Below are 13,393 nucleotides of genomic sequence, written 5' to 3'. Positions count from 1 at the left end.
ACGAAACATAAGCCTCCCGTACCCGGTGGGCTGCATTCCTTTCATAACATGTATTAATGGATAGCTATCGCTCAGGCCCTTGTACAGGCCCGGTTAAACGGTTCACCGGTTTTTACTGTTACCGGTAGGTAATGGTTGGTTATAGATTCTGATAAATGGTTGCTACGGATAAATAACAAGTCTTCTTCCTTCTTCCAGTTTGAAATTAATTCTCGCCTGTTTCAATATCTTCATCAACTGGTCCTGCGTAAGGTTTCTTCCGATCTCGCCGGTGAAGGTGCCTTCCGGTACATTCCCTGCATAAACGACATCCATATCATACCATCTTGCCAGCTGCCGCATCACGGTAGGGATGTCTGCGTCGTCAAAAGAAAAATAGCCGTTTTTCCAGGCGACAGCACTGTTTACGTCCACATGTTTCAGCCATTCGATCTGGTTGCTGCCTGGCTTTATTTTCGCCTGCTGACCGGGCTCCAGGTGTTTGAACGCTTCGGGCGTCCTTACCAGCACGGCCCCTTCCAGCAGTGTGGTTTTGACCGTTTGCTCATCGTCATAGGCGTTGATATTAAAATGCGTGCCTAACACCAGCACACTGATATCATTCACTTTCACCTCAAACGGACGGGCGGCGTCCGCGGCCACTTCAAAATATACTTCCCCGGTCACAGACACATTTCTGCTGCTTCCTGAGAACGCCGTCGGATAGCTGATGGAAGAAGACGCATTCAGCCATACGTCTGTGCCGTCCGGCAATGTTACCTTATACTGTCCGCCTCTCGGCGTGCGTAATACGTTGTTCACCGCCGCGTTGCCATTGTCCTTATAAACGATCTGTCCCTGTGTGGTCTTCTCCATTTTCACACCCTGCAATGTCACCGTTCCGGTGCCGATGCTGTCGAGGTTTACCACGGAGCCATCGGCCAGCGTGAGCGTTGCCTTATCGCTTCCGGGACGTACCGCCAGGGACGCCGCACCCGCAACAGGAGCAGGTTGACGTACCTTATTAAAGAGATAGTACCCACCACCGGCCATCACCAGCACCAGCACAGCAGCAGCCACTTTCCCGGGCCAGCCCTGCATATACAATGCCCTCCTGCGTTCGGGAGGCTGCGTGGCAGCCTGCAGGCGGAGGTACATCCGGTCCTTCAGGCGTTCTTCCGTCTCCTCCCCTTCCACCGTCACATAAGCTGTCAGTTCCTGTGCATCATAGGCATTGTACCACTGCAACAAACGTCCCACTTCCTCTTCACTGGCGGTACCGGCCAGATACTTTGCTGATAGCATAGCCAGTTCGTTCTTGTCCATCCATTTTAGAATTTACAGGTGTTATATTATGTAAGTGTGGAAACGGAGTACTTACCCTACCTCCCGAAGAAAAAAAATTTTCAACAAAGGAAGATAGCATGGAAATAATTCCGGAACTGTACACGTAGCCGTTGCAGCGCTTTGGAAATGTGTTTCTCCACAGCTTTCTCGGAGATCTGCAGCTGGTCGGCAATTTCGCGGTTGGTAAGGCCGGCATGGCGGCTGTAGTTAAAAACAAGGCGGCATTTTTCAGGTAGTTGCTTCAGTTGGTTTTCCATGGACTGCTGTAGAAAATGCAGTTGCGCCGTTTCATCCGTCACTGCCTGCAATGATTCGGGCAGCGCCTCCACGGTGGTAACACGGGCTGTTTTGGATAGCTGGGCAAATACAGCATAACGGTTGGCCGTAGCGAGATAAGCGGGCAGTGACCGGATAACAGACTGGCTTCTGCGTTGCCACAAACCGGTAAACACGTCCTGTACCACGTCTTCCGCCAGTTCACGGGAATGCAGGCGGTCATAGGCCAGCACATACAGGCGTTTCCAATACCGGTTATAAATTTCAGTAAACGCGGCGTGGTCATCAGCGGCCATCAGTTGAACCAGCTCTTCATCAGCATAGAAGGTGTAGTCTGTCATCATCTTAATATGTATAACACTGCTATTGCCGGCAATTGTCCTTGATTTCCTGGTTGATTTTTATCGCGGTTGTTGTCCGTTCAAAACTAAGCTTTCAACCGGAGATAAACAAGCCACTGCCGTTTAGTGTTGCATTTTACCTGCTTTTTACTACCTTCGTCAACGAAATGAACAATACGACTACACCATCTCCGGTTACTCCACCTTGATTGTATATACGCTGCCACCAGCGTCCGCCTGGCATTCCGGCCAGACCATAGCTATCTGTTCAGTCCAGTTACATGATTGTTTATTTAATATTTTTTAATCTTTCGTCAGCATGAAGGTCTACTTTAATTTATTTGACTTTTCGCAGAAAGTCAATTACAAGACCGAAGTTTTAGCAGGGTTTACCGTAGCCATGACCATGATCCCGGAATCTTTGTCCTTTGCCATCCTGGCGGGATTATCTCCTTTGACCGGCTTGTATGCGGCATTTTTAATGGGGCTGATCACAGCTGTTTTTGGCGGCAGGCCGGGAATGGTGTCCGGTGGCGCCGGCGCTACGGTGATCGTTCTGATCGCCCTGATGCAGTCGCACGGCGTGGAATATGTATTTGCAGCGGTGGCACTGGCCGGCGTATTTCAAATTCTCGTTGGTATATTCCGGCTCGGTAAATTTATTCGTCTCGTCCCTCAACCGGTGATGTACGGCTTCGTAAACGGGCTGGCGATCGTTATCTTCATGGCACAGGTACAACAGTTTAAAGTCCCGGGCGGCACCGCATGGCTCAGCGGGCCGGCGCTATGGACCATGCTGGCGCTGGTGGTATTAACCATCCTGATCGTCATCATCTTCCCTAAAATCACGAAGGCCATACCCGCCTCCCTGGTAGCTATTATCGTGGTTTCCCTGCTTGTTTTTGGGTTCACCATCGACACCAAAACAGTGAAGGACATTGCTTCCATCAGCGGCGGTTTCCCTCCTTTCCATATTCCTTCTGTTCCTTTCAATATTGAAACGCTGCAGGTCATCTTCCCTTATTCATTGGTAATGGCGGGCGTGGGACTGATAGAAAGCCTGCTTACCCTGAACGTGGTAGATGAAATCACCGGCACCAAAGGGCGAGGCAACAAAGAGGCGGTCGCACAGGGAACGGCCAACGTTGTCAACGGCTTTTTTACCGGCATGGGCGGCTGTGCCATGATCGCGCAGTCTTTTGTCAACCTGTCGGCTGGCTCCAGGGCGCGGTTATCGGGCATCATAGCGGCACTGACCATTCTGCTGATCATCCTCTTCGGCGCTCCTATTATCGAACGTGTGCCGATGGCTGCGCTCGTAGGCGTGATGATGATGGTGGCGATCGGCACATTTGAATGGACCAGTTTACGCATCATCAACAAAATGCCCCGCCATGACATTATCGTAGGTATATTGGTGGCCGGTATCACCGTGTGGCTGCATAATCTGGCCTTAGCAGTATTGATAGGTATCATTATTTCAGCGCTGGTATTTTCCTGGGAAAGCGCCAAACGTATCCGTGCCCGGAAATACACCGATGAAAACGGCGTCAAACACTATGAGATCTTCGGGCCTCTGTTCTTCGGTTCTGTGACCACTTTCCTGGAAAAATTTGATGTGCTCAACGACCCGGATAAAGTGATCATCGATTTTAAAGAAAGCCGTGTTGCTGACATGAGCGCCATCGATGCGCTCAACAAACTCACGGAACGATACCAAAAGGTAAATAAAAAACTGCATCTCCAGCATCTTAGCGAAGATTGCCGTACACTCCTTAAAAATGCAGAAGGGGTGATTGAAGTGAATATAATGGAAGATCCATATTACCGCGTGGCAACCGACCGGGCATCCGGCTAAAAACTGTATTTATCCAGGTAAATTATTCGTACAAAAATCTTGACACGCACAAAGATTTTATTAATGCAGTACTTCCACATTTGCATTATAAACGTGTCAATATGAATTTTTCCCGAACAATTAAAGTACTATCCCGCATCTACCTGCTTCTGTCTGCGGGAAGTTTTTTTATGGTCAGCATGATGGGCTTTTTTAGTCCGCAGGCAGTCATGGACCTGGTACAGGTGAAGCTGCCCAACAATGATGCATTTAGTTCCATCAGAGGCGTATATGGCGGTGTAGGATTAACGATCACGGTCATGCTCGTACGTTGGGCGATAAAGGACATCCAGCAGGGGGTTGTTTTTCTTTGTTGGCTTTGGGGACTTTATGCCCTGTCCAGGGTCATCACCTGGGCGGTAGAAGGCCCGCTGGGTGCTTTTGGAACACAATGGCTGGTGATCGAGAGTGTGTTTTTTATATTGGGGGCGTTATTGTGGGTACGTTTGCAGAAAAGCGGATCAGACTTTCAAAAATAAGACCTCAACGAACTTCCGCCCGTATCCAGGGCCGCCTCAGCATAGAGACGGTCCTGTTCTATACCGGATCTCTGACAATGATTCTTACCGGGACGAGGTATTGGGTTAACAGAGAATAAAGAATACAGAACACAGGTCCAAATAAAAAAGCACCCAACGCCATACGGGCTGGGTGCTTTGCAGAATCTATGATGATGATAACGTGTAATAAGGGTAATGCAAAAAAGCGTTGGCCTACTCGCCCTGCAAACTTTCTTTCGGATTAGCCAATGCCGCTTTAAGCACCTTATAACCCGATGTTAACAGTGCAATCAACAATGTCATAAAAAATACTGTCACGAATTGTAATATACTGATATTAATATGATAAGGAAAATTCTGCAACCATTTGGAAATGCCCCAATACCCCACTGGAATAGCGATTAAAAAAGAGATACCAATGAGCAGGGAAAGCTCTTTTAAGAAGAGTTGCAAAATACCTCCTATACTGGCGCCCAATACCTTTCGAACAGCAATTTCTTTCTTTCGGTGCAAAGTCATAAAAGCAATCAGGCTATACAGGCCCAGACATGAGATCAGCAGGGCTATCACTGAAAAACTTTTGTACAACGCTGCCAGCTGGGTTTCCTGCCGGTAAAAACGGGCAATGGACTCATCCAGGAACTCACCCGTAAAAGCATAGTCAGGGAAAAACGACTGCCAGATATTACTGATATGTGTGATCGGCTCCTGAAGATGGGTAGTGGCAGCCATCTTGATATTGATCTGTGAATACGCGCTTCTGTTAATGGCAATTGCCATCGGCTTTATATCTTCACGAAGCGAATTGGTTTTAAAATCTTTCACCACCCCCACAATAGGATACCAGTTCCCGGTGCCGATCCGGATCGTTTTACCGATAATGTCCTCGTTATTTTTAAGCTCCAGCTTTCTAACGAATGTTTCATTCACTACAAATTCACGTGTCGTATCCCCTGCCGAAAAGGCCTTCCCTGCAAGAACTTTCAAGTCAAAGGTCCTGAAATAATCTGCATCGGAAAACTTCAGGAAAACATTAAAGCCTACATTCTTTTTTGAATGATCGAAATAAAAATTACTGCTCCAGTTATTGTCAGAAGAAGGAGGGTCTGTAGCAAAGCTGACGGCTTGTACCCCCGGAACTTCGAGCAACTGGTTTTTGAGCGACTGCAGCCGATAGGCATTTGTTGAATCCGCATAACAAGGGACCATAAATACGCCACTTTTATCGTACCCCAAATCAGCATAACGAATGAAATTCATCTGCGTCATGATCACAATTGTTGCTATCATCAACATTTGTAAAATGGAAAACTGAACAACCACAAGCACTTTCCTCAGTTGGATGCCACCCCCTGCCTTTCCTTTTACATGTCTCTTTAAGGCGGCGATAGGCTTAAGGCCTGACAGCACAAAAGCCGGATACATACCGGCCAGCAACGTTACGGATATAAAGATCAACACCAGGACCAAAAGGTTGCTTTTATCCAATAACATTAAATGTGCATGAATATTGATCATATTGTTCAGGTGAGGCAGCAACAATCCGGCAATCAGTGCACCTAACAGGGTAGAAAAGAGAACAATCGCTCCGGTTTCAAGCAGCAGTTGAATAATGAGCTGGCGACGATCGCTGCCCAATACCTTACGGATGCCAATTTCTTTTGCCCTGTGACTGGCCCTGGCAGTGGCAATGTTAATAAAATTGATCGAAGCCATTATAATAATCAGCTGGCCAATTAACGCCAATATCCGTAGGGTTGACCGGCTCGCTGTATGATCTCCGAAGTTACTGAAGCGGCTGTCAAAATGATTCTCCTTTAATGGCAGCAAAAAATGGAACTTTCCAATGCCCCCCTTATTGGCGTACATCTTATTGGACAACTCTGTTAGCTGTGCATTGATTTGTTCTTCGTTAGTATTGCCCGGCATGAGCATGAACAACTGGTGACTGCTGTTTATATAATCAAGGTTCTGGTCATATCCATATTTACCGGCATTGTTTTTAAGGGTACCGTATGACACGATCAATCGCATAGGGAAATCACTGTTGGCCGGAAAATCTTCGATCACACCTGCCACCTGGAGCATCAACGTCTGGTCCATCCGAATATAGCGTCCTATAGCATTCTGCCATTGCCCGAAGTATTTTGCCGCAACTGTTTTATTCAGCACGACTGTATTAGGCTCGGCAAGCGCAGCAGAATTACCGGACAACCACACAGCGTCAAATATGTCAAAGTATTCCGGGCCCGTAAAAAAAACACCCTCATCTTCCTTGTATTTTCCATCAGATGTACCCACTCCCGCACCTGCAGGAACAATGATCTGGCTGCCATACACTGCATCGATGGATGTAAGCCGCTTTACCTGTGGCAGGTTTAACTTTACATAATCCGCCAGCTGGTAAGGCACCCCGGATTTAAAAGCCTCTCCTCCGGAAAAAGCATCCTTTGTGACAATACGGTATATATCTTTGCCCCTCTTGTGAAAGGAATCGTAGTTTGACTCAAACCGGACCACTGCAAACAAAAGCAGCGCGACGCCAATAGCTGCTGCAAGACCTAAAATATTGATAAAAACATAAGACTGCCCTTTTTTAAAGCGGAGGTTTCTGAGGGCTAACTTTAGATAGTTTGCAAGCATAACGTAGAATATTAAAGCGTTTTCATAATAAGCTGCCGGAGTGCTTCACTGATCTGTTCTGTAGTAATATCCTGCATCGCGTAATCATTGCTCTGTAAAGAATAGTTCTCTGCGAATCTGAAGCCACTAAAATGAACAGGGGACAGCTTCCCAAAAATGCCGACAGAAGGTATTCTGTAAATATCAGCAATATGCAGGGCATCAGACTCCGGGCCCAGAAAATAATCGGCATGTGCTACAAAAGACCAGGTTACTTCAGTAGTGAAATGATCAAATATCACAATCCTATCCTTATATGCGTCCGAATAGGGCCATCGAAACTCAGAAGATAGTACAATTATACTTAAATTATCAAAATTATCTAACACTTTTTTTAAGGCCTCCGGATATACGGAATAAGCTATTTCCTTCCTCTGGCAGGTAGCGTGTGGCGCCACAACCAATATGCTCCCGCCTTCTGACTTCAGGGTGCCCACAAACTGCCTTACAATCTCCCTCCCCCTTTGCGGCACCTCTGGGCCGCGGACAAAATCCGCTATTGCAGCAGATGGATCCATCAGCGCAACACACTGAAACATCATATCACAAAAATGCATATCCGGGTTAAAAGCTAGCTTCTCTTTAAAAAAATCATAAAAACCAATTGACCACTGGGGTGACAAATGCTCCAGCAACATCTTCAAATTCTCCCCCTCTCCGCCTATCCAGGTGTTTAAACAAATTATCAGATCACATTCCTGAATTTCCTTCAATATACCTTGCAGGTCAACCCTTCTGACCCCCGAATCAATACGAACACCCATCTCCACTATTTTCTTAAATCTGACAGGAGAAAAAATAACCTCTGCAATGGCTTTCCGCCCCACAAAAATCATTTCATCTCCAAACATCGCCTGCAATGCTTTCAGAACCGGACCAATCAGAAAATGCGTACTGAGGATATTTCCCAGCTCATCTCCTTCATTACCGCAGTCATATAAGATGCAGACGCTCCTATAGCTTGATCTGTTCTCCATCAACGATGTCATTTACAGGTACATTACCAATATAATCATAGTTCAAAAACACCTCCTGCCCGGCGGTAGTGGTCCCGGATGGCAGACAGTCAAGCCTGTCACCCAAAAAGTGGCGGTGCACTGCGGAAAACGGCAGGGTATGCTCCGCCGGATAATAGCTGTTATACCCTAGGCTCCTGGCTTGCTCAGACGCGACAAACAATTCTTCAAACCGGTCCTTGCATATTATCTGGATACCAGACTCCGGCCACTTACAACTGCTGCTCCATAAGGAATGCCATCCGGAACTGATACTGCGGATGAATGACAGTAGCCGCTCTGAAAGCAGAAAAAAGTCGGACTCAACATGTATAATTTTATCAAACCCGTACCTCCTGGCAATAGTATAAGAAAACACAAAACTTCTCCACCATCCGCAGTGATCGTCAATAGAAGGCCTTCCCAGCCCTTTTTCAAAAGAGATCATATACGTGCCCGGCATCAGATGTTGGTCCGGAAGAGTCTCCGCAGAAATGACGGCTGTCATACTGCCTGCTATTTTATCAATATGAGCCCTTCCATCATTCACCAGAAAAAGATGTTCTGCACCCAGGGCGGCCAACCTGGATTGATAAAAGGATATATACTTCATATATCTGCCGGGAACATGCTGGCCCCGGTCTGCGATATAGCTGGTACAAAACAGGAATGCCTTCATATCTTTGTCTTTTTACAACATACTATTACCAGTGTCTTCCGATCATCCGCTCCAGCACCGACGCCTGTCCGTACACAATCTCCACTTCCGCCTGCAAACCGTTGAAATACTCAATCTTCCTGTGCCGGGTCGTCTGCCCATCCTGCGGTAATTCCACCCGGACGGGCACAGTAAAGTCCTCCTCATTGGCAGTCGCCTTAAACGGCGGTATAGTACCATTTACAACGCCAAACTCATGAACAGGATAAGCAGGAAATTTTAACTGCACCTTTTTTCCTCCGGCTACTTTGGAAAAATCCGTTTGCGGCAGGTTTAATTGCGCATATGCCTGCTGATGATAACCAGGCGGCACACCAGAGGAATCGTTGGCAATTTTTATAACAACATTAAATCTGCCCACGTCCGGATATTTCACCAAACCGGCTATCAGCAGCAACAACGCCAAAATACCGGCCATCAGGCTGGTCCCCCAACGGGTTATCCCACGAGGCATCGTTTCTAACACTTCCTGGACCTCTTCGCTTCTTATTTCAAATCTATCCGGCATATTGTTGCTAATTTCCCAGTTCAAGCTGATTTTTTACCAGGTCAAAATACTTTCCCTTCCGCTGGACCAATTCTGCATGGGTACCCTGCTCGGCTATCTCCCCCTGGTCCAGCACAACGATCTGATCGGCATTTTTCACTGTACTAAGCCTGTGAGCGATCACCACCACGGTCTTCGATTGGAAAAATTTTGTGAGATTTTCGATAATGGCCCTTTCATTGTTGGCATCCAGCGCACTGGTGGCCTCATCAAACAACAGGAACTTCGGATCTTTGTAAACGGCCCTCGCAATTAAGATCCTTTGTTTTTGCCCGGCGCTTAAACCACCTCCTGAACTGCCCAACCTGGTAGTGTACTTCATGGGTTTACTCATGATAAACTCTTTGATATTGGCTATCTCCACAGCATTGTCCATACGCCGGGCATCTATCCTGCTGCCATCAATGACGATGTTCCTCGCAATAGTGTCTCCGAAAATATATCCGTCCTGCATCACGGCGCCGCAATGTTCCCGCCACTCGCCGGAAGACAAATGGGCCAGGTCATGGTTGCCGACCCTGATCGTTCCTTCCGCCGGTTCATAAAACTTCAGCATCAGCTTCAGCAACGTTGTTTTCCCGCTGCCGCTGGTCCCTACGATCGCTGTCACCTTTCCCTCCGGTATCACCAGATTGATATCCTTCAGTACATAGGAAGAATGAGCACCGCCATATTTAAAAGACAGGTTGCTGATAACGATATCCCCCGTTATGTCCTCTCTCATCTCTCCTTCCATCTGTTGCCCTGCTTGATTTTCGTCTTCATTCTCCTTATTATGGATCTCCTGAAGGCGGTCCATGCTCAGTTTTGCATCCTGCGCAGAACGGAAAAACATGGCCAGCTGCTGCAAAGGGCTGTTCGTCTGCCCGATAATATAGGAAATGCTTAACATCATGCCCAGCGTCATCTCACCATTTATTGTTGCCTGGGCGGCAAAGAAAGAAACTAGAATATTCTTTAACTGTGTGAGGGTATTAAACCCGGATTCCTGGTACTGGCTTAGTCTCAGACCAGTTATGTTTAATTTAAACAGCTTTACCTGAATACGTTCCCAAATCCATCTCCTGCTGATTTCGCTGTTATACAGTTTGATCTCTTTCATACCGTTTACGATCTCGTAGGTAGAATCCTGGTTGTCCCGAAGCGCCTGAAATCGCCGGTATTCAACATGCTTCCGCTTTTCCAGGAAAAAGAGTATCCAAAGAATAGATAATGTGCTAAACAGAAAAAAGGTCAAAAATATTTTCGCGCTATAAACAAAGAGTATAATCAGAAATACAAAAATATTAACCACCGAAAAAAAAGTATTGATGGTGACACCAGTCAGGAACAATTCGATTTTACCGTGGTCCTGCAGCCGTTGTGTAATATCTCCCGTGGTATGCGTATCGAAGAACTTCACCGGCAACCGCATTAATTTGGCCAGGAAGTCGGAAAGAATAGTGATACTTATCCGGGAGTTCATATGCAGCAAGATCCAGCCTCTGAACAGCTCAATAACCGTGCTGCCCGCAAACAGAAACAGCTGAGAAAACAAAACCAGCACAACTATACTGAGGTCTTTAAACCCTACCCCGTAGTCTACGATTGTTTGTGTAAGGAAAGGCAGCGCGAGTGAGATGACACTGCCTAAAATCATTCCTAGGAACAATTGAAATATATACCGCCTGTAAGGTTTGACATAGTCAAACAACAATCCCAGGCCGGTATATTTCTTTACACCGGTAACGGCCCTTTCATCCAGAAACTCAGGAGACGGATATAAAACCAACGCAACACCTTTATCCCTGGTGTCGCTGATCCAGCTTTTGAGCAACGTGGATTTATCGATCTTTATCAGGTCGTGAGCGGGATCGCCAATCCAGAAACTGACATTTTCTCCATGACCATTTTTTCCTGCTTTTTTTTGCAGCAACCACCCACCTTCGCCGATACCGGCGCCTTCTTTTTTAAATAAAACGACAAAATGTTCCTGGTTCCAGTGTAAAATACACGGTAACGGAACATTTCCATACAGTTTTTCATAAGATGTCTGCACCATAAGCGTGCGAAATCCGATACGCTCCGCCGCCTGGCTGATCCCCAGCAAGCTGACACCATTTCTGTTAATATAGGACGACTGACGCAGCATCTCCAGCTCCACATCCTTGCCATAGTACTTGGCTACCATTTTCAGACAAGCCGGGCCACAATCATTGCTATCATGCTGCGCATAGAAAGGAAATTTTCTGTTCAACATTATTATCCGTTTAAACCTGCTTTACGAGCGAACCACTATGGGTTGACAGGTCATTAAGTCAGAAAAGCCGTTATATACGGCATCTACGGTGATATCTTCCATATTTCCGGAGGGCGCTTCCACGCAGCGATGGTGCGCAGAAAAACGTACTCCCCATTCCTGCACTGACGAGGGCCCGAACAAACTAACCACGGGCACGTGAAAGAGGTCCGCTATATGCAGAAAGACAGAATCAACCCCCAGGAAAATATCTGCTATCGAAACAAATGCCCAGTCCATCGAAAAAGGCAGCGCTTCTTCAAAACGCAGTATTCGGGAAACGTGTTTGCAGCTACTGACATCCGGCTTCTTAATACCGATAAAAATAACGACCACCTCCGGCATGGTGTCCATTATTCTGTCCAACAGCGCCGGATAATATTCAAAGGGCCATGTTTTATTCGTTTTAGTATCGGCATGAACAATGAGCAACTTACTTGTTGCCGGAAACTTATTCCTGAACTGGCATACAAGCCGGCGCACTTCCGTTGGCGGCTCAGGAGAATAGGCAAAATCCTGAATATCTGTTTCCCTGTTGAAAAACAACGGGAACTGAAACAATAGGTCCGCGCTATGGAGGCTTTTCTCATAAGGTATCTGCACAGACATATACTTATAAAATCCTATGGACGGCCTCGGGGCAAAAGAACTGAGCACCTGCTGCATCACTTCTCCCGCCGGCATCCAGGTATTCATGTATATGAACAGATCACTGTTATTAAGACAGGCGCCAAGTTCATCAGGATTAATTTCTTTTCCCCGCTCGGTTTCCGCCACATCTATACCGTAGATATGTTTTACTGCCAGCTCGCGAAAAATGGTGAAATTGATTTTACCGCATCTGCCACCGCAGGTAATCAGCGATAACCGTCCCTCTGCAAGCTGCGCCAGCGCCCTTAAAGCCGGCAATGCCACAAAGCTGTCCCCTATTGCATTATCAAAAAAAACTACTGGATTGTCGAACTGCTTAATGTCCATGAACATGCTTTTTTATATTGTCGGCCACATTAAAATATCCCCTTGCTGTACAACAGATGTCTTTTTGTTTTCCGCCTTCCGTACAGCCATCATGAATCAGGTTTTCCGTAGGCGCGATATACGCTTCAAAAGGTTTCACCCGTAGCTTGACCACCGGGTATTCAGGCCAGTGGGTAAAAAACAACTGGCAAAGCTCATTTTTGCTCATCAAATAAGGGTTGACAGAAAGTTGCTGCTCCACCCAACCACAGAGTGTCTTTACCGACAGGTTGGTAAACAGGAAGAAGCGGTCCTGTGCCCCCAGGTTGAAACATATCCTGTTGGTGGCCGTGTCCAGCTTACCGATATCCAGCCTGTCCCACGAATCTAAATGCAGACCGGTCAGACAGCCATTTTTCAGGTTGATCGTCACACTTCTTTTATCGGGCTCATTGATAACAACACCAATTTTACTAAAAGCTTCCGGGCTGTCACACTGGAACGAGCCCATATACGCATACATGCCCTCCATGGCGGCGATATAATCGGCCGCATGATGCTTCCGAAGTATTTTCAGCTCATCGTCCGAGGTGATCCCGGGCAACCCTATACGAATGAAGATATCCGCAATATCTTCAGGCAGTTTGCTTAACCCGATTGTGCGGGATGGAGTTCTCTCAGCATCTGTTGTGAATAACACAGCCGTTTCTTCAGCTTCCGGAACACGCCAGGGAAGTCCCGGCCGATAGGCGTCGCTTTCAAACGAAAAGCCATCTTCAGTAGCAGGCGCCTTCTGCAGCCCTTTGCTGATCCAGATCCTGTTTTCTGTTTCCAGACCGGCCGGACAGTAGATTTTAATATCCTCTGTTAACATCG

General features: G+C 46.9%; 11 protein-coding genes. 2 read left to right on the top strand and 9 right to left on the bottom strand.

Annotation, left to right across the window (positions count from 1 at the left end):
• Positions 1–162: 162 nt before the first annotated feature.
• Together HGH92_RS30455 and HGH92_RS30450 are read right to left on the bottom strand one after the other, a co-directional pair.
• Positions 163–1,305, bottom strand: a complete 1,143-nt coding sequence (locus HGH92_RS30455) for a FecR family protein (RefSeq protein ID WP_168874629.1) — start codon at positions 1,303–1,305, stop codon at positions 163–165.
• 80 nt (positions 1,306–1,385) lie between these two features.
• Positions 1,386–1,946: a sigma-70 family RNA polymerase sigma factor gene (locus HGH92_RS30450; protein ID WP_168874628.1), complete on the bottom strand. Its 561-nt coding sequence runs from the start codon at positions 1,944–1,946 to the stop codon at positions 1,386–1,388.
• Between the two features lie 316 nt (positions 1,947–2,262).
• Between HGH92_RS30450 and HGH92_RS30445 the strand changes: the two genes are divergently transcribed.
• Both HGH92_RS30445 and HGH92_RS30440 read left to right on the top strand, forming a co-directional pair.
• Positions 2,263–3,801 carry a SulP family inorganic anion transporter gene (locus HGH92_RS30445; protein ID WP_168874627.1) on the top strand — a complete coding sequence of 513 codons (1,539 nt, stop codon included), beginning with the start codon at positions 2,263–2,265 and terminating at the stop codon, positions 3,799–3,801.
• Between the two features lie 101 nt (positions 3,802–3,902).
• Positions 3,903–4,319, top strand: coding sequence for a DUF4345 domain-containing protein (locus tag HGH92_RS30440; protein WP_168874626.1), 417 nt, complete (start codon positions 3,903–3,905; stop codon positions 4,317–4,319).
• A gap of 234 nt (positions 4,320–4,553) precedes the next feature.
• Here HGH92_RS30440 and HGH92_RS30435 read toward each other — a convergent pair whose 3' ends face one another.
• The 7 genes from HGH92_RS30435 to HGH92_RS30405 are packed head-to-tail and all read right to left on the bottom strand — an operon-like array spanning position 4,554 to position 13,391.
• Positions 4,554–6,983, bottom strand: a complete 2,430-nt coding sequence (locus HGH92_RS30435; RefSeq protein WP_168874625.1) for an ABC transporter permease — start codon at positions 6,981–6,983, stop codon at positions 4,554–4,556.
• An 11-nt stretch (positions 6,984–6,994) separates the two neighbouring features.
• On the bottom strand, positions 6,995–7,999 hold the full coding sequence (locus tag HGH92_RS30430) for a glycosyltransferase family 9 protein (RefSeq protein ID WP_168874624.1): 1,005 nt from the start codon (positions 7,997–7,999) through the stop codon (positions 6,995–6,997).
• Positions 7,977–8,696 carry a hypothetical protein gene (locus tag HGH92_RS30425; RefSeq protein ID WP_168874623.1) on the bottom strand — a complete coding sequence of 240 codons (720 nt, stop codon included), beginning with the start codon at positions 8,694–8,696 and terminating at the stop codon, positions 7,977–7,979. The genes HGH92_RS30430 and HGH92_RS30425 overlap by 23 nt, the downstream gene beginning before the upstream one ends.
• 25 nt (positions 8,697–8,721) lie before the next feature.
• Complete coding sequence (locus HGH92_RS30420) at positions 8,722–9,243, bottom strand: hypothetical protein (RefSeq protein ID WP_168874622.1); 522 nt, start codon at positions 9,241–9,243, stop codon at positions 8,722–8,724.
• A 7-nt stretch (positions 9,244–9,250) separates the two neighbouring features.
• Positions 9,251–11,521 (bottom strand): peptidase domain-containing ABC transporter, encoded by a 2,271-nt coding sequence (locus HGH92_RS30415; RefSeq protein WP_168874621.1) that lies wholly within the window; start codon positions 11,519–11,521, stop codon positions 9,251–9,253.
• A gap of 21 nt (positions 11,522–11,542) precedes the next feature.
• The gene (locus HGH92_RS30410; protein WP_168874620.1) at positions 11,543–12,538 is read right to left on the bottom strand and encodes a glycosyltransferase family 9 protein; all 996 of its coding nucleotides are present in this window, start codon (positions 12,536–12,538) and stop codon (positions 11,543–11,545) included.
• Positions 12,528–13,391, bottom strand: a complete 864-nt coding sequence (locus tag HGH92_RS30405; RefSeq protein ID WP_168874619.1) for a hypothetical protein — start codon at positions 13,389–13,391, stop codon at positions 12,528–12,530. Before HGH92_RS30405 ends, HGH92_RS30410 begins: the two co-directional genes overlap by 11 nt.
• Between the last annotated feature and the right edge of the window lie 2 nt (positions 13,392–13,393).

This window comes from Chitinophaga varians (genome assembly GCF_012641275.1).
Taxonomy (GTDB): domain Bacteria; phylum Bacteroidota; class Bacteroidia; order Chitinophagales; family Chitinophagaceae; genus Chitinophaga; species Chitinophaga varians_A.
Note: the sequence above shows the minus strand (reverse complement) of the source record. Positions and strands in the feature narration are given on the sequence as shown.

Excerpts from the sequence above, each read along its gene's own strand:
- HGH92_RS30455 (WP_168874629.1), bottom strand. The coding sequence starts at position 1,305 with ATGGACAAGAACGAACTGGCTATGCTATCAGCAAAGTATCTGGCCGGT.
- HGH92_RS30450 (WP_168874628.1), bottom strand. The coding sequence starts at position 1,946 with ATGATGACAGACTACACCTTCTATGCTGATGAAGAGCTGGTTCAACTG.
- HGH92_RS30445 (WP_168874627.1), top strand. The coding sequence starts at position 2,263 with ATGAAGGTCTACTTTAATTTATTTGACTTTTCGCAGAAAGTCAATTAC.
- HGH92_RS30440 (WP_168874626.1), top strand. The coding sequence starts at position 3,903 with ATGAATTTTTCCCGAACAATTAAAGTACTATCCCGCATCTACCTGCTT.
- HGH92_RS30435 (WP_168874625.1), bottom strand. The coding sequence starts at position 6,983 with ATGCTTGCAAACTATCTAAAGTTAGCCCTCAGAAACCTCCGCTTTAAA.
- HGH92_RS30430 (WP_168874624.1), bottom strand. The coding sequence starts at position 7,999 with ATGGAGAACAGATCAAGCTATAGGAGCGTCTGCATCTTATATGACTGC.
- HGH92_RS30425 (WP_168874623.1), bottom strand. The coding sequence starts at position 8,696 with ATGAAGGCATTCCTGTTTTGTACCAGCTATATCGCAGACCGGGGCCAG.
- HGH92_RS30420 (WP_168874622.1), bottom strand. The coding sequence starts at position 9,243 with ATGCCGGATAGATTTGAAATAAGAAGCGAAGAGGTCCAGGAAGTGTTA.
- HGH92_RS30415 (WP_168874621.1), bottom strand. The coding sequence starts at position 11,521 with ATGTTGAACAGAAAATTTCCTTTCTATGCGCAGCATGATAGCAATGAT.
- HGH92_RS30410 (WP_168874620.1), bottom strand. The coding sequence starts at position 12,538 with ATGGACATTAAGCAGTTCGACAATCCAGTAGTTTTTTTTGATAATGCA.
- HGH92_RS30405 (WP_168874619.1), bottom strand. The coding sequence starts at position 13,391 with ATGTTAACAGAGGATATTAAAATCTACTGTCCGGCCGGTCTGGAAACA.